Source organism: Afipia sp. GW821-FHT04G03, assembly GCF_059419985.1.
Map to the genome: position 1 here is coordinate 1,145,291 of NZ_JBWKSV010000001.1, position 22,096 is coordinate 1,167,386.

Annotated in this window: 24 protein-coding genes; 2 read left to right on the plus strand and 22 right to left on the minus strand. The window is 63.7% G+C overall.

The annotated features are described in order from the left end of the window. Nucleotides 1-4: 4 nt before the first annotated feature. The 10 genes from ccmI to AC07UB_RS05635 all read right to left on the minus strand — a co-directional run bounded on the left by ccmI (nucleotide 5) and on the right by AC07UB_RS05635 (nucleotide 8,316). Nucleotides 5-1,105, minus strand: a complete 1,101-nt coding sequence (gene ccmI, locus AC07UB_RS05590) for a c-type cytochrome biogenesis protein CcmI (RefSeq protein ID WP_492792898.1) — start codon at nucleotides 1,103-1,105, stop codon at nucleotides 5-7. Nucleotides 1,106-1,284: 179 nt separating this feature from the next. Beyond that, nucleotides 1,285-2,706: a hypothetical protein gene (locus AC07UB_RS05595; RefSeq protein ID WP_492792899.1), complete on the minus strand. Its 1,422-nt coding sequence runs from the start codon at nucleotides 2,704-2,706 to the stop codon at nucleotides 1,285-1,287. 127 nt (nucleotides 2,707-2,833) lie between these two features. Further along, nucleotides 2,834-3,295 carry a DUF6941 family protein gene (locus tag AC07UB_RS05600; protein ID WP_492792900.1) on the minus strand — a complete coding sequence of 154 codons (462 nt, stop codon included), beginning with the start codon at nucleotides 3,293-3,295 and terminating at the stop codon, nucleotides 2,834-2,836. Then, nucleotides 3,292-3,720: a helix-turn-helix domain-containing protein gene (locus AC07UB_RS05605; RefSeq protein ID WP_492792901.1), complete on the minus strand. Its 429-nt coding sequence runs from the start codon at nucleotides 3,718-3,720 to the stop codon at nucleotides 3,292-3,294. The genes AC07UB_RS05600 and AC07UB_RS05605 overlap by 4 nt, the downstream gene beginning before the upstream one ends. After that, a complete protein-coding gene (locus tag AC07UB_RS05610; RefSeq protein ID WP_492792902.1) occupies nucleotides 3,707-4,207 on the minus strand; it encodes a hypothetical protein in 501 nt (166 codons plus the stop codon). Before AC07UB_RS05610 ends, AC07UB_RS05605 begins: the two co-directional genes overlap by 14 nt. A gap of 100 nt (nucleotides 4,208-4,307) precedes the next feature. Further along, entirely contained in the window at nucleotides 4,308-5,705 is a 1,398-nt protein-coding gene (locus AC07UB_RS05615; protein WP_492792903.1) for a sensor histidine kinase, read from the minus strand. An 84-nt stretch (nucleotides 5,706-5,789) separates the two neighbouring features. Further along, nucleotides 5,790-6,485 carry a response regulator transcription factor gene (locus tag AC07UB_RS05620; RefSeq protein ID WP_492792904.1) on the minus strand — a complete coding sequence of 232 codons (696 nt, stop codon included), beginning with the start codon at nucleotides 6,483-6,485 and terminating at the stop codon, nucleotides 5,790-5,792. Between the two features lie 98 nt (nucleotides 6,486-6,583). Next, the gene (locus tag AC07UB_RS05625) at nucleotides 6,584-7,174 is read right to left on the minus strand and encodes a 3TM-type holin (protein ID WP_492792905.1); all 591 of its coding nucleotides are present in this window, start codon (nucleotides 7,172-7,174) and stop codon (nucleotides 6,584-6,586) included. Next, entirely contained in the window at nucleotides 7,161-7,952 is a 792-nt protein-coding gene (locus AC07UB_RS05630) for a glycoside hydrolase family 108 protein (protein ID WP_492792906.1), read from the minus strand. Before AC07UB_RS05630 ends, AC07UB_RS05625 begins: the two co-directional genes overlap by 14 nt. A gap of 1 nt (nucleotide 7,953) precedes the next feature. Continuing rightward, nucleotides 7,954-8,316: a hypothetical protein gene (locus tag AC07UB_RS05635; RefSeq protein WP_492792907.1), complete on the minus strand. Its 363-nt coding sequence runs from the start codon at nucleotides 8,314-8,316 to the stop codon at nucleotides 7,954-7,956. A gap of 190 nt (nucleotides 8,317-8,506) precedes the next feature. On the opposite strand from AC07UB_RS05635, the gene AC07UB_RS05640 reads away from it, so the two are divergent. Then, complete coding sequence (locus tag AC07UB_RS05640) at nucleotides 8,507-10,651, plus strand: lysylphosphatidylglycerol synthase domain-containing protein (protein WP_492792908.1); 2,145 nt, start codon at nucleotides 8,507-8,509, stop codon at nucleotides 10,649-10,651. A 9-nt stretch (nucleotides 10,652-10,660) separates the two neighbouring features. Here the strand turns inward: AC07UB_RS05640 and AC07UB_RS05645 are convergent, their stop codons facing one another. The 5 genes from AC07UB_RS05645 to AC07UB_RS05665 form a co-directional block, all read right to left on the minus strand. Then, nucleotides 10,661-12,649 (minus strand): DUF2793 domain-containing protein, encoded by a 1,989-nt coding sequence (locus tag AC07UB_RS05645; protein ID WP_492792909.1) that lies wholly within the window; start codon nucleotides 12,647-12,649, stop codon nucleotides 10,661-10,663. A 6-nt stretch (nucleotides 12,650-12,655) separates the two neighbouring features. After that, complete coding sequence (locus tag AC07UB_RS05650; RefSeq protein WP_494651800.1) at nucleotides 12,656-16,531, minus strand: baseplate multidomain protein megatron; 3,876 nt, start codon at nucleotides 16,529-16,531, stop codon at nucleotides 12,656-12,658. 145 nt (nucleotides 16,532-16,676) lie between these two features. Continuing rightward, complete coding sequence (locus AC07UB_RS05655; RefSeq protein WP_494651798.1) at nucleotides 16,677-17,123, minus strand: NlpC/P60 family protein; 447 nt, start codon at nucleotides 17,121-17,123, stop codon at nucleotides 16,677-16,679. 14 nt (nucleotides 17,124-17,137) lie between these two features. Next, nucleotides 17,138-18,025: a phage/gene transfer agent baseplate hub protein gene (locus AC07UB_RS05660; protein ID WP_494651796.1), complete on the minus strand. Its 888-nt coding sequence runs from the start codon at nucleotides 18,023-18,025 to the stop codon at nucleotides 17,138-17,140. After that, a complete protein-coding gene (locus AC07UB_RS05665; protein WP_494651794.1) occupies nucleotides 18,022-18,666 on the minus strand; it encodes a phage distal tail protein, Rcc01695 family in 645 nt (214 codons plus the stop codon). Before AC07UB_RS05665 ends, AC07UB_RS05660 begins: the two co-directional genes overlap by 4 nt. Before the next feature lie 98 nt (nucleotides 18,667-18,764). Here AC07UB_RS05665 and AC07UB_RS05670 point away from each other — a divergent pair, with 98 nt between their 5' ends. Then, nucleotides 18,765-19,001: a metallothionein gene (locus tag AC07UB_RS05670; protein WP_492792914.1), complete on the plus strand. Its 237-nt coding sequence runs from the start codon at nucleotides 18,765-18,767 to the stop codon at nucleotides 18,999-19,001. Nucleotides 19,002-19,189: 188 nt separating this feature from the next. On the opposite strand, the gene AC07UB_RS05675 is transcribed toward AC07UB_RS05670, so the two are convergent. Genes AC07UB_RS05675 through AC07UB_RS05705 form a run of 7 tightly spaced genes read right to left on the minus strand, consistent with a single transcriptional unit; the run spans nucleotide 19,190 to nucleotide 22,032 of the window. After that, nucleotides 19,190-19,774, minus strand: coding sequence for a phage tail tape measure protein (locus AC07UB_RS05675; protein ID WP_494651792.1), 585 nt, complete (start codon nucleotides 19,772-19,774; stop codon nucleotides 19,190-19,192). 3 nt (nucleotides 19,775-19,777) lie between these two features. After that, nucleotides 19,778-19,975 carry a rcc01693 family protein gene (locus tag AC07UB_RS05680; RefSeq protein ID WP_494651790.1) on the minus strand — a complete coding sequence of 66 codons (198 nt, stop codon included), beginning with the start codon at nucleotides 19,973-19,975 and terminating at the stop codon, nucleotides 19,778-19,780. After that, complete coding sequence (locus tag AC07UB_RS05685; protein WP_494651789.1) at nucleotides 19,972-20,301, minus strand: gene transfer agent family protein; 330 nt, start codon at nucleotides 20,299-20,301, stop codon at nucleotides 19,972-19,974. The genes AC07UB_RS05680 and AC07UB_RS05685 overlap by 4 nt, the downstream gene beginning before the upstream one ends. A 2-nt stretch (nucleotides 20,302-20,303) precedes the next feature. Further along, entirely contained in the window at nucleotides 20,304-20,711 is a 408-nt protein-coding gene (locus AC07UB_RS05690; RefSeq protein WP_494651787.1) for a phage major tail protein, TP901-1 family, read from the minus strand. Between the two features lie 10 nt (nucleotides 20,712-20,721). Beyond that, complete coding sequence (locus AC07UB_RS05695; RefSeq protein WP_494651785.1) at nucleotides 20,722-21,132, minus strand: DUF3168 domain-containing protein; 411 nt, start codon at nucleotides 21,130-21,132, stop codon at nucleotides 20,722-20,724. Nucleotides 21,133-21,145: 13 nt separating this feature from the next. Then, nucleotides 21,146-21,466: a phage head closure protein gene (locus AC07UB_RS05700; protein ID WP_494651783.1), complete on the minus strand. Its 321-nt coding sequence runs from the start codon at nucleotides 21,464-21,466 to the stop codon at nucleotides 21,146-21,148. After that, a complete protein-coding gene (locus tag AC07UB_RS05705; RefSeq protein ID WP_494651781.1) occupies nucleotides 21,463-22,032 on the minus strand; it encodes a head-tail connector protein in 570 nt (189 codons plus the stop codon). Before AC07UB_RS05705 ends, AC07UB_RS05700 begins: the two co-directional genes overlap by 4 nt. Nucleotides 22,033-22,096: the final 64 nt, after the last annotated feature.

The following is a 22,096-nucleotide window of genomic DNA, read 5'->3' on the forward strand; positions in this document are numbered from 1 at the left end:
TAATTTACCCGTCTAATCCGAGACTCTTGAGACCGTCGTTCAACTGCTGCAGCCGCGCGGCGTCGCCGCCGACCGCCTGCCGCGCCTCGCCGCGCGCCGCCTGCGCCTTGTCGCGCTCGCCGAGAACCATATAGGCGCGCACCAGCCGCAACCAGCCCTCGACATCGTCACCGTTATCCTTCAGCCGCGTGGCGAGGCGATCCACCATGCCGCGGATCATGCTGTTGCGGTCGCCCTCGGTCATGCTCTTGGCGGCGGCGACATCCTCATCGGACAGCTTGGGAGCCGCAACGCCGATGCGCGTCAGCGCGTCCTGCACCAGCGGACGCCACGGCGCATCGGCCGGCGCCGAGACCAGCATCGCGCGCCAGATCTTCGCGGCGTCGTCCTTGCGGCCGTCCTGTTCGGCGGCAAGGCCGACAAAATAGCGCGCCTTCACTTCGTTCGGATCGAGCGCGATGGCGCGCTCGAATTCAGTCTTTGCCTCCGCGGTGACGACGCCGCCGCTGGCGGCCGCCATCGCCTCGCCGAGATCGGCGCGGCGTGCCGCGCTGTCGCCGTTATAGGTAATGGAATTGCGCCAGGCTCGTGCGGCATCGTCGAAGCGGCCGAGCTTCACCAGTACGGGCGCGAGCACTTCCCAGCCGCGTCCGTCGGTCGGATTCTTTTCGAGATGGGTTTCGACCTGCGCGACCAGCTTGTCCATCGGCGTGGATGCGGCCGGCGCCTGGGCGCGCTCCGCGAGCGGAAAGTCGCCGAGCGAGGGTGAGCCGAACTGCGCGTACATCCCGGCGGCGAGCAGCGGCAGGCCGACCAGTGCGACCACGGCGACGACGCGGCGAAACGTCGTGCTCGACGACGACGTTGCATTTGTCTCGGCGTCGGACGCCGCGAGCAGCCGGCGGCTGATTTCGACGCGCGCGGCTTCGGCTTCGCTGACGCCGATCATGCCTGCGGCGGCGTCGCGCTGCACCTCGGCGAGTTGATCCTTGTAGACCACCGCCTCGCTGCCCTCGCGCGCCGGCGACGTGCCGCGCCCGAGCGGCCACAGCACGGCAAAAGCCGCGGCGGCAGTCATCAGCGCGAACACGAACCAAAGCGTCATTTCAACGGGTTCCCGGCGAGAATAGAGCCGTTACAAGCGGCCCTTTCGTGCCGGGTTACACCACGGCTGGCGGAACCGTGCAATTGACATTTCCGTCACGGATTCAACGGGATTCCGGGCCGCCTTGCGGCATTTCAGCACGAAAGAATATGGGGAAGGACTAAGGCGCGAGGCTAGGATCAACTCGCGCGCGAGGGCTTGCGGTCGGTGGCGCGCGTCGCCTCGGGTGCCTTGCGCTCGGCGGGGCGCGCCATTTCGGCGGCCTTGCTCATCAGCGACGCGTAGTCCGGTCCGAACAGGACTTCGCAGAACCGGATCGCGGCCTGCATCTGCATCAAACGGAAGGCGCGGACCTTCTGGTCATGGGTGCGGAGCGATTCCACCAGCGTCTCGGTGGCCTTCTCGACGTAGTGCTGCAATTCGGTGTAGGCGCGCAGCGACACTTCGTTGATCGCGAGTTCGCTGGCATAGGAACGGCAGACCGCGACGAAATCGATCAGCGCGGCCGTCTCCTCGATGTCCACCGGATCGATCCGGTTGGCGGAGGTCACGTCCTTGTCCGGCCCCTGCCGCAGCAGCCGCCGCACCCGGCCCGGCACGCTGTCGATTTCCGATTGCAGCGCATTGGAAATCTCGGAGCGGATCGAGGCCAGTTGCTTGCCCCACGCCGAGTCCGAGCGGATGTCGAGTTCGGTGCGCAGGCCGCGCATGCCGTCGTGCAGCGTCTTGAGATGGTTGGAAGTGTCCTTGAACTGGCCGCGCTTGATGTCGTTGCGCAGGTCGGAGGCCGTGCGCGAAAGATCGTGCATCGCCATCGTCACGGTGACGCCGAACGGCGTGCCGGCAACGCGGATCTCGTCGTCGGATCCGGCCACCATGATGCCGAGACGGACGATCTGCCAGGGCGCCGCGAGCCGCTGCATCAGCAGCGACACGGCGAACGGCAAAACCTGCGGCGTTTGCAGCGATGGCATGTTGAGCGCCGCCATCGCCGACCTGATGTGGGATTCGGCGAACACGCGGATATTGCCGGGCAGCTTGTGATTGAGCTTGTCCAGTGAGTCGCGGGCGCCCAGCACGGCGCCCATCGGCGCGATGTCCTCGATCACGCTCGTCGCACCGAGCCGGCCGAGCGTGCGCTGCCGGTCGCCGCCGCTGACGGCGGCAATCGCTTCCGAGGCGGCAAGCTGGAGGGTCCGCACGGCGGCGTTGAGGTCGGGAGCGCCTGCCGTGTCGTGCGGATGCGCGAGCGCCGCAGCGAAGGCGGCGACGGCTTCGGGGCAGCCTTCGCGGCCGAGCCAGAGCCAGACCGGGCCGAGCGACGACCGCCTGATCTGGCCGGGACGGACATGAGGAACGTTTTCTACCAGAAACGGCTCGAGCGGCCGAAATACCTGCCGCATCGGGTCTTCGCTGCGCGGGGTTATGTCCTCGCTCGGCGCGCGGACGATCATGCGCAACTGCTCAAGCACGAAATTCGCGACGGTTACGTCCTCGCCGCGCTCGATGGCGCGCTCGAACTCGCGCATCAGCAGGGCCTGCGCCTTCGGCGGCAATTGCCCGAGATAGTCCCTCAACCGCTCGATCGACGATTGGCTCATACGCCCAAACGCTCACTGGCCGGAGCCCGACAGACGGGGTCCACCGGGTGTCATAGCCGGAACGTCGTTAATTTGGGGTTGAGGAACAAGAACCTGAATTCGCCAAAAGCTGTCCGAAGCCGGAATATTAAGCGCTTTTGGATGCTGATAAGCTCAAATTCTCTGCAATCAGATGTTCCGGTATCGGACCAATAGCTACTCGAAAATCATGGATTTCCATTTCATTCTCTGGATCGGAACGCAACGACAGCGTCATCCTATATCGACCGGCTTCAGAGAGTTTAAGGCTATTAAATTGAAATCCCATAATCGATCGCCCCTCAGTACCTTCTTGAGGAGGCGACGGAGACAACACGACATCACCGCCTATAACCGTTGCACCGCTTGGGGCACGAATCCTCATTGTCAAATCGATCTCATTCGATGGGCTCCGAGCGAACACAGTGAAAACCAAAATTGGAATCACGGTGGGCAGTTGGGGTACAATCATGTCCTCAGTATACATTCCTCCGATTACAAATTTTCCCGACTGATCCAGCGTCGCGAAATCTGACATCAAAACAAAACGGATATCTGGAAGCTCAATCATTTAGTTGCCTGGCCGATAACCGTTGAAATCACGTTGGAAGTTTTGGGCAACCGATTTCCGGTCAGGAGAAAACTTCCGACAATATTTCTGGCTGACGAGGTGGATGAATTTGCAGTTGGCTCCGCCGTCCAATTATGAGGTCGCATCTCTTCAATTGCCTCAGGAAGAAAAGCCAAGCGAAAACCGAGCGCAGATGTCAGAAGAACAATGGTATCTAAGGTTATTCCCGAGCGTGCGGATAAAACTCTGGAAATTTGACCTTTGTCTCGTCCCAATGCGTCGGCCAACGATTTTATTGTTACACCGTTTTCCTTCGCGCGTTTTTTGAATGCCGATTTGAGCGCTAAATAAGCTCGCATACGCCCATCGGCCTTATAATCTGCCTGCTCAACCTCAGACAGTTTCTTCAGTTCAAATCCCGCCATCGAAATCTCCCAACAACTCTACGCGAGGCGCTTTCAACATTTTGCGATCAGGAAAGAGGACTTCCCACCGCTGGCGAACGAGATCGATTATTGGTTGGAAACCGTACGCGGCCAACTGGCTGCGAATTCCATAAGAAAGCGCAACAAATTCGCCTTTCCTAAGGAAACCTCCCAAGACACGCGCTTGGGGAAAATAAATGATCTTGATTTCCCATATTCCGAGTTTGCCGTCCGGACCTTTAGTGATCGGCTTGAACATAGCGTCATCATCAAAGTCGGCTCCTCCCACAAAAGAACGAAATACGGCGCGAACGCGTGCGCCATACTCAACACCTTCGTCTGGCGCATTAGCCCATGCATGGACTTTCGGATGGAGCCAAAGGCGCCGGTTACAAGATCGGTCAGGCCACAAATCAGGAGAGTGATGGACAAGACTACGGACCTTATGAAGCTCCGAAAGATGATCTTCTGTTGACTTATTTGTCAACCACCACCCCTTAAATATGATGAACGTTAGCAAATGGAACCCCAGTATGGAGGATGGTGATGCAATAGTGCAACCTTTGTACGCCTAGCGGGCGAAACCTTCACACCCCCGGCAGGGTCAGTTCGGCCCGGAGGCCCCCGATCGGGGCCGTTCCCAGCGTAAGGCTGCCGCCATAAAGGGCTGCGAGGTCGGTCACGATGGACAGGCCGAGGCCCGAACCGGGTTTGGTCTCGTCCAGCCGCTGGCCGCGGCGGGCGACCTGACTTCGTTCGGCGGGCGACAGTCCCGGCCCGTCGTCATCGACGATGATCCGCAGCGTCGGGTCGAGCGCCCCGCCCGGCGTCAGTTCCAGCAACACCTCGATGAACACCCGCTGCTCGGACCACTTGCAGGCATTATCGACAAGGTTGCCGGTCATCTCCTCGAGATCCTGCTTCTCGCCGCGGAACTTCACGCCACCCGCCGCCTCGACGTCGATGAGAATGTCGCGGCCGCGGTGAATCTTTTCCATGGTGCGGGCCAGCGCCTCGAGAACTGGCGCGACCTCGGTCACGGTGCCGATCGTCTGCACCCGCGCGGCGATCCGCGCGCGCTCCAGATGATGCGCGACCTGATCGCGCATGATGCCGGCCTGCTCCAGAACCTTCGCCGCGAACGGATCGTCCCTGTTGGCGGCAGCCTCGTTGACGATGACGGAGAGCGGGGTCTTGATCGCATGGGCCAGATTGCCGACATGCATGCGCGAGCGCTCGACGATGGCGCGATTGGCGTCGAGCAGCGCGTTGGTTTCGCGCGCAAGCGGCGCGATCTCCAGCGGGAATTTACCCTCCAGCCGCTCGGCATTGCCGGAACGGATGGCGGAAAGCGAATTGGAAATGCGCTTGAGCGGCGCAAGACCGAAGCGCACCTGAAACAGCGTGGTGAGCAGCAGGCCGGCGGTCAGCGCCGCGAACGTCACCCCGAGATAGGTGTTGAAGGTCCAGGTTTCTTCCTCGATCTCGGTGGCGTCGCCCGCCACTGAAGCAAGGAATTTTCCATCGACCCCGAGATCGACCGGCCGCTCGACCATGCGCAGATACTGGTTTTCCGGCCCGTTGACATAGGCAAGACGAACGCCGGAGGGATCGAGATCGATACCCATATCCTCGAGCCTGGGCAGCTTGACGTCCCACAGCGACCGCGACGCGCGCACCTCGGGCTTGTCGCCGTCGATGCGCTCCATCCGCCAGTACCAGCCCGACAGCGGCAGTTCGAACAGCGGCTCGCCGAGCGACTGCACCGACTTGTCGGATTTATCGCCCTTGTCGTTCGGATCGTCGGGCTGCGCGGCTTCGGCGATCAGGGTGCGCAGATAGAAATTCAGCCTGCGATCGAAGGCGCGCTCGGTGGAGCGCTTGTAGACCGAGGACAGCACGAAGCCGGTGATGAGCAGAATCAACACCACCCACGCCGTCGCGGACAGGAAAAGCCGTGTCGCGAGTGAGTTCGTGCGGTTCAAAAGGTCTTCCCGTGCCTGTCGCGCCTCTGCACACGCGTCATTGCGAGGAGCCGTGGTTTCACGCCCACGTTAACCGATTATCCCCTAGCGCGCATCGGTTGCGGGAGACTTCGCATCAGCCACCGGCGGCGTCAGCAAGTAGCCGAGGCCGCGCACGGTCTGGATGATGTCGACCTCAAGCTTCTTGCGGATCCGGCCGACGAAAACCTCGATCGTGTTGCTGTCGCGGTCGAAGTCCTGATCGTAAAGATGCTCGACCAGTTCGGTGCGCGAGACCACGCGGCCGGAATGATGCATGAGATAGGCCAGCAGCCGATACTCGTGCGACGTCATCTTGATGGGATTGCCGTTGACGCTGACGCGGTTGGTGCGGGTATCGAGCATCACCGGCCCGCAGGTCAGCTCGGACTGCGCATGTCCGGCAGTTCGGCGCAGCAGCGCGCGAATCCGAGCGAGAACTTCTTCGAGATGAAACGGCTTGGCGACATAGTCGTCGGCGCCGGCGTCGAAGCCCTGCACCTTGTCGCTCCAGCGGTCGCGCGCGGTGAGGATCAGAACCGGCATGGTGCGCTTGTTGCGCCGCCACGCCTCCAGCACCGAAATGCCGTCCATCTTGGGAAGGCCGATATCGAGCACCACCGCGTCATAGGGCTCGCTATCGCCGAGGAAATGCCCCTCCTCGCCATCGAAGGCACGGTCCACGACATAGCCCGCGTCCGACAGGGCTGTCGTGAGCTGACGGTTCAAATCCGGGTCGTCTTCAACGACAAGAAGGCGCAAGGCGGTCTCCGCAAATCTGACATTCCACTAACGCTATCATGAACGGCGCGGCGGTGAATGATGGATGAACGGCGGCGCCCCCAGGACAACTTCCAAGATTACTTTTTCGTCACGGTCGCTGTTTTGCCGGTCACCGCCCTGGCCAGTTTGTCGAACACGCCGGGAGCATCCTGGCCGGTAGCTGCGCAGACCTTTTCGCGGGTGCGGCCGCTCATGTAGACGCCTAACACGCCGAATCGGAAGCCCCAATAGCTCACGAGAAGGCCCGTCGCGCCGACCAGCGCGTTGATCGCCGCCATGTCGCCAGTCCAGAACTCATGAACAAGAACACCCCACAAGGCCGCGCATTCCACGGTCAATTCCAATGCATAAAGCGGACGCCACCAGCGCTGCAGCGCATCCTCGCCGGTGAGTTCCGCGCGAATCGTCGCCTGGGTTTCCGCAATGGAGCCGCGCGCCGCTTCGGCCTCAGCGCGAACAGCCTCGGCCCATGTGGATTCGGCCTGCGCGATCCGGTCCGCGCCGCCGGCCGACAGCGCCTTGCCCACCGCCTCCGGCGTGGCATCGGTTGCGCCGACGACATCCGCGAGAATTCGTCCTGCGGCAGCGCCGAGCGGGCCGCCCAGCGCCGTGCCGAGAATCGGCGCGCCGAGCCCGATCACCTGTCGCGCCACATCAGCCCAATTCATGGGATGTCCTTTCAGCCAAAGGCGGCACCGCCGCTTCCTGATTCACGCGCCGGCGCCAGCGCCAGATGAGAAAGATTGCGAGCGCTGTGAGCCCGGCTGCCGCGGCGACTGCCGCCGCCACCTCAAGCCGCGACGTCGCCACCGCAGCCGCCGCGCCAGCGGCGATGACCGCGCCCGCGGACGCCTGCCCCGCCGGAATTGTCGCGGGCACAACGGCCTTGCCTTCCGACGGCGTGCTCGCGACGGGCGCAGGCGGACGGCTCTGTGCCATCGCCAACGCCGCTGTGCGCACGCCGCCCACGCGCGCGGTCCAGCCGCGCCCGAACACCGGAAATGTTTTCAGCGATTTCAGGAACGCGAGACGCTCCGCGCAGATCGCAATGACGAGATCGCCCGCGTGACGCCGCGCGGCGGCAGCGACCACATCGTCGGTGATCGCACTCGTATTGTCGGACATCGTGAGCATGCGCCGCAGCACCTTGCCCGCGCGGCCGGTGCCGGAATTCACGCCGTAATCGAACACCGCGTAATCGACACCTGTGGGAAGCTCGTCGCAACGCATCGCGTTCCAGTAGCGCTCGCGATAGATTTTGCGCGCGACGCTTTGCGGCAGCGCGCGCACGTCGTCGGCGGTGGCGTTGACCTTCCAGTAACGCCGCGCGTCGGCCAGCGTGATGCCGAAATTGGTCGGCCCGCCAGGATCCGAGGGATGATCGGTGTAGCCGCCCTCATCGCGGAGCAGCCGCGTCAGCGCCTGATCGTAGGACGCCGCCGCCATCTCAAAACGCCCACGCGACGACGATGAGCGAGACGAGCCACACGACAAGCACAGCCTTCAATGTGATCCAGGGCCGCGCCGCGATCTGCCTTGCAATCCATTCCAAAGGCACAGCGAGGCGATCACGCAATGAAGCGAGCGTCATTTTGATTTCTCCGTGGGACAGCGGCCCGCGACGGGCAAAGAAAAAGCCCCGCACGAAGCGAGGCTCGGGTTCGTCAACCTTGTGGTACGGCGCCCATAGCGCCTTCCCCGTCGCCTGCCCGCGGCTGGCGTTGATGATCGCTGGAAATTTGTAATCCGCGCTGTAGGAGCCTCTTTTTAGCAGGTTGGCCGTTTCCCCGGCAGCCTTGATCGCATTCACACGCCCTTCGGGAACGTGAAGTCGCCCGGCACCATGCTACCTCCAAAATTTTGTTTCTGGCCGGCCCGCGCCCGCACGAGCTGTTCGCGAAAATCTTCCCAGCGATTGCTGCGGGCTCCGGCCGAACGAGAGGCTTGGCATCAGTGCGGGAATCTGCCTAAGCCTTCAGTAACTAATCAGAAAGAAAGCGATGACGGATACAGGAGCCCCCGAGAAAGCTCAGGGCCGCAGAGGAAAACTTCTTGTAACCGCTGTCCTTCTCTTGGCCGCAACGATAACGGCTGTTTACAACACCACATTCGCCAATTTTACGGATTCGATCGCGCGATTTAGTGCGCATGGCCTCGTGTTGATCGTGTGCGCGATCTTGACCGCGTTTCTGGTTGCAGCATTCAGACTGAAGCTGATCGCCGCCGACTTCGGTTATCCTCTGACTTTTTCCCAAAGCGTCGCGACGGTCAGCGTTGGCCAGGTCGGAGGATTCCTCTTTTTCCAGTTGATCGGCCAGCTGATGGCGCGCGGCGCATACCTCGCTCGTCACAATATCTCGATGACCGGAACGGTGCTGATTACCGGAACAGAGCGGGTTGGAGCGGCTTTGATTTCTGCCGCTCTCGCCGTGTCGGGAGCGATTTACATTTTCAGCGGACTAACGCTGCAGGTGAACCTCAGTCCGATCCGCCTGATCGTGGGGATGTCATTCGTTCTCCTCGTCTCAGGCTATATGTGGCGCGGTGCGCTTTTGACCGCATGGCGCGCAATAACATTCAGCGACGTCAAAAAGCTGCTGCGATCCCTCGCGGTTTCAGTTCTCGTTCAGCTTCCGATGATGGGCGCGTATGTAACCGCCGCCCACGCGATAGCTCCGCAGATTCCGCTGCTTGATCTGGCCGCCGCCGCCACTCTCGTCATGTTCGCCGCTAGCATTCCGATCAGCTTCGCCGGTTGGGGCGTCCGCGAGTTGAGCGCCGTCGCAGCCTTAAGCGCAATCGGCGTTCCCAAAGAAGGCGCACTGCTCGTTGCCTTGCTCATCGGAACAATATCGATCTTGGCCGCGTTCTTTTTGACTGCGGTATCGACGGTTGGCCGGGTCAACAAAATCGAGGCTCCCGCAGCGTCACCACACGCCGATCGATTGACGGCGCGCGATCTCCTGCTGCCGCAGATCATTCCCGTCGTCGCAGCCGTCCTGATTTTCTTTCAAGTCAACCTTCCCACCCAATCGACTCTGATCAATGTCAATCTTGCCGACCCGATATTGATTCTCGGCGGATTGATTTCCTTGTTTGCGATGTCTCAGGGGCGATTTCCGCAATGGCGGATTTCCGGAATGAATCTGCATTTCATTGCCTGCACTCTCGCGATGACCCTGGCGCTCCTGATCGGCGCTCACTCGATCGGCTGGACCGAATGGGCCCTGGCAAACAAGTATCTTGGATGGTTCGTTCTCATGGCGACCGCGCTCACCGGAGCGATGTCAGCCAACATCGGCCTTGAGAAGATATTGAGAACTTTTGTCGTTGCCGGTTGCGCGGTTATTGTCTTCCAGTACGGCTCGAACCTTCTTCAGATTTTTGGCATCATCAAAACCAGTCTGACGGTCGGTTTTACGCAAAACTCAAATGCTTTCGCATTTCAATGCATCATGGTTCTGTGCGCGGCCTTGGCGCTGCCAGGGCGGCGAACGCTATTCATAGCCATCGCGTTCACTGGACTGTGGCTGGCGCTTTCAAGGGCCGGCTTGATTGCCGGCATAGCCGTCATCCTGATAGCCTCCATCTATATCAGAGGCGTCGTTGTCCCAGTTGCACTCGCTCTGTGCATCGCGGCGCTCGCGACGATCTCACTTCTGCTTGTTTCAGGTTACTCGACCGGACTTTACACCGGGGGCGGTTTGCAAGCCGTCGATAAGCTTGCTGTCTGGCGTGTGGATTCTTCCACCACTGAGCATCTGACGAATGCGACGGGCGCGGTCAAAATGTTTACCGAAAATCCGTTGTTCGGAGGCGGGCTCGGTGTCTACATCCATCAGTGGAAAACAAATGCTTTGGTCATCCACTCCACACCTCTTTGGCTCCTTGGTGAGTTCGGCCTGGTCGGACTACTTGTCTTCTTTGCCCCGATTGCGCGCATCGTCGGCGTCGAGCTGCCGCGATTTCGTTCCAACGATATGGCAGGCAATTTTACGGTTCTGATTATCGTTGCGCTTGCTGTCATGTCGCTCTCTCACGAATTGCTCTACCAGAGAACTTTCTGGTTCCTGCTGGGCGCCGCCTTGATACCGCGCCCGCACGAGTTACACGTCGGACAACCAGCCGCACAAATCCGCGCTTGAGTTCGCTCGCTAATGCACCGTGAGCCCCACGCCGTAAATCGGCACGCTCTTGCTGTTCAGCGTCTTGATCCGCGCCTGAAACGATGTACCCGACGTAAGAGCCGTGTCCGCCGTCTCTGCGACCTTGCGGCCGCCCTGGCTGTAAGACGTGACCGCGGACAGCGTTGCGCTTGCCCAGTTCGTTCCGCCGTTCGCGGAAATTTCCACCGTCAGATCGGTGTTGAGCGCAGGCGCTGCCGTATTATCGTATTCGATCAGAACCCTGCCGGTGCTCACGGATGAATCCGCCGTCTGCGCCGTCGTCACCAGTGTCATGTCGGCGGGGGCGCTGGTCGCCGTGTGCGTGTAACGCATCGGATAGGTGCTGCCGGTGTCTTCGCCCGCCGTGGCCTGCCCCGTTCCGGTCAAATCGGCCGCGACATAGGCGCGCCCGCCCGACGTGTTCTTGACGTTCGGATTCGATCCACCGGCGCCAACGTAACCCGCAAGATAATACGATCCGCTGCCGGGCACGGCATAAGACGAAGTGAGCGCAAAATCCTCCCAGCCAGAACCGGTATGTGAGAACGTCTGGGAAACGACCACATCGTAATTGTTCGCGGAATTTCGCTTTACAATCTTGGCGGTCACGCTGCGCGCAACCGTCGAATACCAGCCGATGCGGGAAACCGTCACACTGTTCACAAGCGCTGTGGTGCGATCGACAAAGGTATATGTCTGACCGGCCACCGTGGTATCGGCGGAATTGATCGTGACCGTCGTGCCGCTGACGGTTGCCGTCGGAAGAACATATCCGCTCGCGGCTGCATTCGTGGCGTCGTAGTTGCTCGACGATCCTGCGACGATCCCGCGCAGCGTATCGGTCGAGGCCTTGAACCCTGTTGCAAACAGGTTCACCAGCCGCCGGATATCGCCGAGCGACTTCGACTGGTAGATCAGACCGAGCACCGAGTTCTGCCGCTCGGTGTCGGTCATCCCGGCTGCACTTCCTCCGCCGCTGCTCGTCGACGCGATCGCGCGCCACCGCTGCGTGGTGCCGTCGTAGCGCAGCGACAGCGAGGCATTCGCAGCGAGCGTGACATTGCTGCCCAGCAGGAAGCGATTGGCCGCCGCCGATGCCGAATCCTGGTTGGTCAGGACGATGTTCTGGGAGCCGACGTTGTGAATGATGATCGTTCGCCCGTCCGCGCCGCCCGCAAGCCCGGTGACGTTCCGGCTGGCATCGCTCGACAGCCGGAGCGTCGAGGCAGCAGCAAAGCCGGTCGGCGCATAGTCGTTCTGCGCCGACGTGATCTGCGACGGCGAGATCACGCCGGTCAGCGCAAGCCCGCGCTGGAGTGAGGCGTTGCCGGTGCTCTGGTTGAACGTGATCGCCTCGACGAATGTCGATCCGTCGTTCGAGACCTTGAGCTTGAACGTATCCGATTCCACGAGGCCGAATTCTGCGCGGCCGGAGAACGCATCGGAGAACACCACCGACGCGGTATTAGCGCTTCCCTCCTTCGAGATCTGCACGCGCATGTCGCCGGAGCCGCCATCGGCCACGCCGACGGCGTTGAAGAGCGCCGCGTTGGATTTCACCGTCAGCAGGTTCGGATCGCTCGCGGTGTCGTTGATGCCGAGTTGCGCGACGCTGCCGGACACGGCGCCGATCCCGCCGCTCGCCGCCGCGGTCCATGCTGCACCGTCATAGACAAGCAACGCGCTGTCGGCGTCGGACCACGCGCACCAGCCAAGCTTCGGCGTGAGAAAGCGCCACGCCCCGTCTTCGTATACGGCGACCGCGTCATCCTGTCCGGCCCACGTGCCGGTCGCACCACTCGCCACGATATGGCGATCGCCCTCCGCTGGCGTCGGCGGCGGCAGGGTTTGATCGGTATCGAGCACTCCGATCTGGATCGCGGCATCCAAGATTCGCAACGCTTCATTGTGCGTAATATGTTTCTGCGCCTGGCTGCCTTCGATGAAGGGCATCCCGAGATGAGGTGTGTTTGTCATGATTGCTCAGATCGTGAGAGTGAATTCTGCCGGATGCCCGCGCCCGACCGTGCTTGACATCTGCACAACGCGGCCATGGAGGCTTGTTTGCGGCGCGCCGAAATCCGCGAGTTCGTCGGCGCTCGCGTAGAACGCCGCAGGTGCGATGCAGGGAATGCTTCGCACCACCGACGCGCCCGAGAGAATGTCCAGCGCGTAGGCCTCGGTATCTTCGCCGAGCGGCACTTCCACGCCCCAGCTGTCGCCGTCGCGGCGCGTCCTGCGAATCCAGGACACATGAATGCCGTCACCCGTGCGCGCGGCCTTCACATGCACCGGCGACAACGGCATCAGCGCGGTCGGCTGCGGCGTCACGGTCAGCGACAGCGCCGACGGATCGTCGTGACTGCGGCCTGTCGCGACAATGCGCAGATCGATGGCGCGGTCGAGCGCGCCGAGGCCCCGCGCGATTGCGAGCAGATGATCGTCGAGCAGCACGAACGGCGCGCCGGCGGGCAACGGATCGGCGATGGCCTGCTCGCTGCCCGCCTGCCCGCGTAGCAACCGCGAAAGCCTGTAGGTCTTGTCGTCCACCAGTTCGGCGTTGGCGAACTGAAGAATTTCCCACGCGCCCGTGGTGTTGAGCACCGCAGCCGCGTTCGCGCCGTCAAGCACGCGCGCGTCCGCGACCGACGCCAGCGCGCCGCCATAAAGCTGCACGCGCATGTTGCCACCGCGATCCCACCGGCTCGTCGGTCCCGCCGGCAGCGGATCGAGCGTCTCGCCGATGATCGAGGGTGCAAACGCCGTCGCGGCTTTCTCAAAACTCAAGCCATCGGTGGAGCGCCACACCGTCATCGACCCCGGCCAGGGATCGGCGAAGATCGCGAGCCGCGTCAGCACCGGCGGCTCGGACGCATCGATGCCCGGAAGATCGAGCACCAGCGCCTGCACCGGACCCAAAGCCGGCGGAATCACCGGCGGCTTCACGCGCGGCGCGAACAGTGGCACCGAGAAAACCTCGGGATCGATGCTGCGCGCCTTGACCTGTCGCGAGGTCGTATCGACCAGTTCACCGATCTCGAACAGCCTGCGCCGCGCGTTGATGGTCACGCCGACCACATCGCCGGGCGTCAACGTCAAAGCCCTCATGCCGAGCGAGAACTCTACGCTCTCGCGTCCCGCCCACAGATCCTGCAACCAGATGTCGGCGCGGCGCGTGGCGGCGGCATCGTCCGTCACCACCGCGAAATCCGAATGCAGCGCGCGGTTCGATCCGCCGGTGAGACGCCGCGAGGTAACGGCGGAACGGCGATAGTCCGCCGCGCCATCGGTGAATCCAAAAGAAACCTCGCGCGGCAGTTCGGTTTCCTGTCCGCGCGTCAGCCGCGCCAGCGCGCCCTTCGCAGGGTCCACAAGCTCGTCTTCGGTAATCTCCGCAACCGGTGGCGCGCCACACTGCACGAACGTCAGTTCGCCGCCCGCGACCGTCGCATCAAATGCGTAAGCCATCGCCAACGGATCGATCGCCGCGCGCGGCGACATCGGCCGGTCGATGACATAGCCGTCGCAGCTTTCGCGCAGTTCATCTGTGCGCGCGCCGGTCACAGCCGCGTCGTCGAGAATCGCCCCGACCAGCGCATCAAGCGGCGCGGCGCCGAGCCGTCCGGTCAGCCAGTGCCCGGTCTGCCAGTTCGGCGCGTCGCTCCAGACATCGGCAGCCGCCGGAAACACCGGATACGGCCGCGCGTCCCAAGTCCACAAATGCAGTCCCGACACATCGATCATCCGCCCGCCATAGACGGGTGACACCGGATTCAATGCGCCACCAAACGCGGGATCGAACGCGGCGATGATCGTCTCGATGTAGCGGCGCTGGATCAGGTCGTCGCGCTGCCCGTTCGAGAAATAAGGAATATTGCCCTCGGCGGATTTAGCATCGGGAAACACGCTGGGCTGGTTCGCGCCCTTGTCCACGGCGGGACAGCCGACTTCCGTGAGCCAGATCGGCTTGCTGCGCGGCGTCCACGCGGTCGCGCCGCCGAGTTCGACGCCGCCGACGCGCTCCACATGCGCGTTGGCCCACCAGTTCCACAGATCCTTGGGGCGATAGGTCCACGGCTTGCCGAGGCCATCGGTGATGCTTGCGCGGGTCTGCGCGGCGCGTGCCGCATCATCGGCGTAGTACCAGTCATAGGCTTCGCCGCCGTCGAGGTTCGAGCTGAGATAATCGCGGTCATGGATCGACGACGTGATCGACGCGTCGAGTTGCCCGGCGGCGTCGCGCCAGTCCGACAGCGGCGCGTAATAATCGATGCCGACGACATCGATGGCGGAGGACGCCCACAGCGGGTCGAGCGGAAAGCGCACCTCGTCGCCCACCACATGCGAGCCGTACTCGGTCCAGTCCGCGCCATAGGTCACGACGGTGCCCGCGCCGACGACAGCCTTTACATCCGAGGCCAGTGTCGTCAGCGCAGTCACCGCAGGATAGACGCCCGGCGACGAGCGCACGCGCGTCAATGCCTTCAGCTCCGAGCCGATCAGAAATGCATCGACGCCGCCGCAGGACACAGCGAGGCTGGCGTAGTGCAAAATCATGCGGCGATAGTTCCAGCCGCCCGGCCCGCCGCCGGAAAAGAAATTCGTCACCTGCGACGCCGCCGTGCTGATGCCGTCCACCGAGCCGCTGACTCCCGGGGCGGGATGACAGGTGATGCGGCCGCGCCAGGGATAGACCGGCTGCGGCGCGACGCCGGTCCATGGATCGGTCAGCGAGTTCCCTGCCGCAATGTCCATCATCAGGAACGGATAGAGCGTGACTTTAAGCCCGCGTGCTTTCAGCTCGGCGATCAGATGGCGCAGGCTGTCGTCCGACGGAGTGCCGCCATAGGCCGGACGCCCGTCGATGGACGAGACAACGTAAGCACCTGCCCGGCTCAGGCCCGCGACCGACCACGTGCCGCCCGACGTCACTTTGATGGCGTTGTCCACGCCGGGGCGCACGGTGCAGTTGCCCGCCCGCAGATCGTTGCCGAACCAGGCCACGACAATGGCGACGCGTTCGAGGTTGGGACACGTCGCCTGCAGATCGTCGAGCGACGCCATGACATTCGACGCGGCACTGGTGACGTGACGGTTTTCCGGCGCGGACTGGCCGGGGCCGAGCACGCGCACCACGGCGGATGTCTCGTAGCCGAATTCGGTGGTGCCGGGGATCAGCGTCACCGCGCGCGCCATCTGTTCGAGCTGGCCGATGGGCCGCACGATCTCGAACGACAATTGCGGAATCCGGTTGCCGAAATCCGCCAGCGGCAGCCGCTCGAACACGACATAGGCGACGCCGCGATAGGCTGGCGCGTTGGCCGCGCCCTCCTTGGCGACGATCAGATCGTCCGCCGCCTGATCCTCGCCGCCGCGATGAACGCGCATGGTGAGTCCGGACACATCCAGCGGCTTGCCGTCAGCCCAGATGCGGCCGACCTGGCCGATCTCGCCTTCGCACAGCCCGACCGCGAAGTTCGCATAATAAGAGTATGTGGTCGTCGTGGTGGTGACGGCGCCGCCGCCTCCGCCGCCGTCACCGAAGCCCTTTCCTCCGCCGCCGCCTGACGTCTCGGTGCGCGTCGAGACCACTTCCTCGAGCCGCGTCGCCCAGATCACCTGGCCCGAGAGACGCGCGCGTCCATAGACACGCGGGATCGGCGCGCCTTCGGTCGAGGCCATAATGTCGAGATCGGCGAGCCGCGGCCCCTGCACACTGCGGCTGGAATTTTCCGCGAACAGCGAGCGGTCGAGAATGTTTCCGGCCAGCGCGCCGGCGATGCGGCCGGCGATCGCGCCCGCAGGCCCGAACACCGCGCCCGCAGCACCACCGGCCACTGAAAGAACAAGGGCTGCCATCTGGATGTCTCGTGTTGGCGTCCCGGGCGCGATGCAATGCGCAGCGTTGCTTCGCAGAACCGGGACCGCAAAATCTCGTATGTAACGGTCCCGGCTCTGCGGATCGGCACTACGTGCCGCACCGCGTCCGGGATACAGCGGGAACTCAATCTTCCGCCACTCCCGGAAACCGGAACGCAAATGCGAGCCGCCTGCGCCACCACGCCGACAGCGCGACCTCGCACACCGCAGCGCCGTCATGCGCGTGGATCATCGTGCCCTCGGATGTGGCAATCGCCGCATGCTTGGCGACAAAGCCGTCGCGCCAGCGAAACAGCAGCACGTCGCCGCCGCCGATCTCCTCACGCGCCACCGGCACGAGATGCCGCAATGCAGCTTCAGCAAGCGTCTCCGCGCCCGATGCCTCCGCCCAGTCCGGCGCGTAAGCCGGCGGCGTCTCTGGCTCGGAGCCGACGCAGTTGCGCCAGACCCCGCGCACCAGACCGAGACAATCGCAGCCGATGCCCTTCAGCGAACCCTGATGGCGATAGCGCGTGCCGATCCAGTCGCGGGCCTCGGTGACGATGGCGGCGCGGGTGAGAGATGGGGTCATTGAGTCTGATCCGATTAGGCCGTCGAGCCGCCGTCATTGCCCGCGCCCGCGTCCGGCGAGGCGATGACAAAGTCGTTGCCGGGAATTTGTGGAAAGCCGCGAAAGTTGACGACGTTGGCGAAGCGGTCGCGGCAGGTCGCCAGCCGCTTGTCGCATCCGGCGGTGACGACAAACGCGTCGCCGTCCGCAATCGGTTCGGGCATCGCCTGCCACAACGACAGCCGCGCATGGCCCGCGACGATCCGGTGATCCTTGATCTCCACCGCCAGCCCGTCATTTTCTCCCGACGTCCACGTCAGCTTGCCGCCGGTGAAAACACCTTCGGAAAATCCGTCGAGCCCTGCGGCGACAAGTGTGGACGTGGACTCGATCGATGACACGCTGCCCTCGCCTTCCAGTCCCGCCGCGGCGAGATCGAATTTGCAATGCACGTCGCCGAGATCGGCGCTGCATCGCGCGGTGAACAGCCGCCCGTTCGCCTGCGACAGGGAATCCGCCAGACCGCGCAGCTCGGCGCTGAACGCCTGCCCTTCACGCCGCACCTCGCCGAGGGTGGAGCGCGCGGTCAGCACACGCAAGCTCACATCGCTCCAGTCCACCAGCCAGGTCTCGACGCGTGCGGCATCGTAGCGGCCCGCCGCCAGATCGCTTTCAAGAAGCGCATCGTCCGACAGCGCGCCCGCGATTTCCGCGCCGTCCACCGACAGGTCGAAGCGGCTGGTGGCCTCCGACGAGGTGAAGCCAGTCCCCGCGCGATAGGTCACGCCTTCAATAAGCAGATCGTCGTCATGATCGGTGAAGCCCTGAACGACATCGTCGCGCCGCGTCAACCTCCAGCAATGACACAACGTGGTCACGCCGGAATCCAGCTTCGCCTGCAAGGCGGTTGGGATGTCCCTCATGGCCGGATCTCCACCAGCGGAATTTTCGGGATCGCACCCGCAGCGAAGGCCGACAGATCGACCTCGAGATAATCCGTATCGAACCGCACCGGCACATCGAACTGAAAGCCCGCCGTCACCGCCGCGCCCGATGCCGGAACATGCCCCGGCAGGAACGTCACCACACCAGTCGCCGTGTCACAGGTGAACGCCGTGCCTGACGGCACTTCACTGCCCGCGACGGCGACACGCACGCTGCCGGGCACCGGCTTGGACACGGCGCGCGTATACGGCGCGTAGGTGCTGCCGTAGGTTTTCAGCAGCTGGAACGCTGTTTTCGTGCCATCGCCCGTGCCGAGCGCCTGGTCCAGCGGCGAAATCGCCGACGCCGGCGGCGCGGACGAATGATCGAGCCGGTCGCGCCAGCGGAAGCCATAGAGCTGCCCGCGCCGCTCCTCGAAGAACGCGACCACCTCCTGCAATGCATCGAGCGTTTTCACACCATAGCCGGCATCGAAGCGGCGGCGCGAATGCGCCCAGCGCGCATTGCGTTCCTCGCGTCCCGAACCGAACGTAATAATGTCGGTGCGCCGCTCCGGCCCGCCCGCGCTTTTCAGCGCGATGTCGAGCGGGAACAGCACCTCATGAAAACCGGCGGGCATCGTTCAACCTCGGCGTTTGTTTGAAGGTGGACCGGGAACCGATGCGCCCGGCAGCCATTGACTGATCGGATGTCGAGGCAACCAACGGGAGATCAGACATGACCCAGTGCGAAACCTGCGGAAACGACTACGACAAGGCATTTCAGGTCACGACGGGCGGCAAGACCCACACCTATGACAGCTTCGAATGCGCGATCCATGCCCTGGCGCCGACATGCGCAAACTGCGGCATTCGCATCGTCGGTCACGGGCTCGAGGCTAGCGGCAAGTTCTATTGCTGCGACCACTGCGCCGAGCACAAGGGCGTCAAGGGGCTGCGCGACCGCGTGAACTAGAGACCGGTTCGGCCTGTTGGTTTTGTCCTCACCGCGCTTGTCCCGGGCGCGATGCAGCGTGTAACGCTGCTTCGCAGAACCGGGACCATCACAGGCTCAGAGCCTCGAACGGCGTCGGCTCAGCAGTGCACTGCTGCGCACTGCACTGCGTCCGGGGCACGACCGAAACGTTTTTGTAAGAGTGGCTTTCACAAACTTCGCTGCCCGCGCGAGACGGCGCGCGCGATCTGGCCGGTGATGTAGTTTTCCGAGCGGCGGAAACTTTCCAGATCCGGCGTCGCGATCTGGATGGTCACGCTGTTGCCGCCGCCGCGCCCGGCGACGCCGAGCTTGCCGTCGGGCCCGCGCGCCAGCGGCATGATCGCCTCCGGCCCGGCCTCGCCGGCGAGACCGACGCCGCCTTGCATCAGCGGGAAGTAAGTCGGCGTGCCGATCACGCCGCCACTCGCGAACGGCTTCACCGCGCCGCTTGCCGCTGCGAGGGAAATCGTTGAAGGCGACTTCGCGCCGGTCAATCCCGAGAGAAGGCTGCTCAATCCACCTGCGAGGCCGGTCTCCAGCGGCTTGAACGCGAGTCGCACCGCGAGATCCGACAGCCGCAGTGTCAGCGATTTGAGAACGTCATCGAACTGCTTGCCGCCGACCACCGACGCCGTGAACGCGCCGGTCATCGCGCGCGAGAAGGCGCTGGCGCCGAGCGCGAGATCGCGGGTGCGCAGACCAAGCGTGCCCAGCGTGAGCGAGACGTCCTCGCCGGATGAATCGAGCGCCATCGTTTACTCTCCACGCTTATCTGGAAACATCTGCATCAACGCGGCGAGCCCGGCGCGATCGATCGGCTGATGGTTCGGCCCGCGCACCGCAGCCACTGCGTAAGCGAGTTCGCGCGGCGTCATGCGCCAGAAATGCTCCGCCGGCAGCCGCAATACACCTAGCCCGAAGCCGATCGCCTCTTGCCAGGGGAACGGCTTCATGCCGCGTCCGTGACGGGCGCGCCGTCGAACGTCGCCGCGATCAGGTCGGCCGCCACGCGCACATAGCCCGCGGCTCCGCCGTCCACGGTCATGGCTGCGACCTCGTCGTCCGAGATGGTTTCGCCCGCGCCGCGCAGTCCAGCCGCGATAATGCGCACAAGATCGCGCGCCGACAGCCGGCCGGTGCCGAAGCGTTCCGCCAGCGCCATCAGGTCGTTTGCGCCGAAGGCGGACTCCAGTTCGGCCAGCGCGCCGAGCGTCAGCACCAGGGTGCGGCGCTTGCCGCCGAGGTCGGCGGCGATTTCCCCACGATAGGTGTTGGGCATGATTAGCTCGCGGTGAAGGTGAGCGCACCGGCCGACTCCAGCGCAAGATCGAACGTCACCTCGCCGTTATGCTCGCCAGAGAATTCAAGGCTCGAAATCTGGAACAGGCCCTCGATGGCGCCGAAGTCCGGCACGATCACCTGACAGGTCTTCAGCACACCGTCGAAAAACGCCTGGCGCACCATCGCGTCGGACGCGGCGTCCTTGAACAATCCCCTGCCCGACACCGATGCACGCTTGACGCCTGCGCCCGCGAGCAACTCGCGCCATCGCTCGGTGGATTCCGCGTGGGTGACGTCGACGGTTTCGGCGTTGAACGCGATCCTGCGGCTGCGCAATCCGGCGACGGTGACGAAGCCCGCGCCGTCGTGCATCTTCAGCAGCAGGTCCTTGCCTTTCTGGGCGGCCATTGGTTTCTCCTCAGATCAGGGGTTCGGTGACGGCGCGAAACCGCACCAGCGCGTGATAGGTGCGCCCGTCGGACTCGCGGCGGATGTCGGCAATCGAAAATCGCAGGTTCACCAGCCGATGCCCGTCGGGCGACAGCGGCGCGTCGTCGAGCGCCTGCAGCAGCGCGCCGGCGATGACATGCGCTTCCCGGTGCCCGCCCTTGCGCGACCAGGCGTGCAAGGTGAGCTGATGTTCCTGCGTCTGCCCGCCGTCGGACGAGACATCCAGCAATCGCGCCTCGCCCAGCGTCACATAGGGAAACTCGGCGTCGCGCGGCGGTTCGTCGTAAATCCGTTCGCCACCGAGTGCGCTCGTCAGCGGCGCGTCCGCGCGCAGCGCATCGTGGATTGCGGCGCGGAGCGCGACATTGGCTGTGGTCATGACGGGTCCTCGATCAGGAGATGCGCATGTCCGCATCGATCTCGATGAGGCGGCGGTCGTCGCGGTCGCGGATGGCGATGATGCGATAGATCCGCGCGCCGTCGCTGAAACGATGCTGCAGCGTGAGACTGAGATTGCTGCGCAGAACGATGCGATAGCTTTGCGTCGCGCCGTCACCGTCGGCCTGCATGTCGCGTTGCGCAGCGAGCGGCGTCACCTGCGCCCATACCGTCGCGAATGTCGTGTAGCTGCGGACCACGCCGCCCTGGTCGTCGGGCGTCTCCACAGGCTGCTGGATCACCAGCCGCGTCCTGAGTTGTCCGGGATCGATCATAGCGACAGCACCCGATGCGAGGAGATCATGGCGTTGACGGAAGCCGGCATCATCGCGACGGATTGGCCAATGGCGATCAGCCCGCGATTTTCATACCAGTGCGCCACCAGTATCCGGATCGCCTGACGCAACGCCGGCGGCACATCGGACGACGCATCGCCGTACCCGACCTCGATGTCGAGTTCGATTCCCGCGACGCCCCGCCCCGGTGCCGGCAGCGACCAGCCGGGTGCCGCGATCACGCCCGCCGCGCGATCGAACACGAATGTCTCGGGATCGATCGTGCTCGCCTCGCCGGACCCGCTGAACACACGCACCGCCGCGAGCGACCGCAACGGACCGATCCGCAGTTTGATCCGCCCGCCGTCCGGCCATCGGTCCAGCACCAGCCGCCAGGTCTGCGCGATCAGCGCGTTGCGCGTCAGCGCCTCGACATGGTTGCGCGCGGCCGACACCAGTGCCGCGATGATCGCATCGTCGGCGTCGTGTTCCACGCGCAGAAAGTTCTTCGCCTCGATGAGCGACAGCGGCTCGGCCGCGGGCGCGGTGAGAAGGCATACAGACATGGATTGAAACTTTCGTGTTCGAAGAAGTCACCCGTAGCGGTTGACAAAACGCGCGCATCAAGGC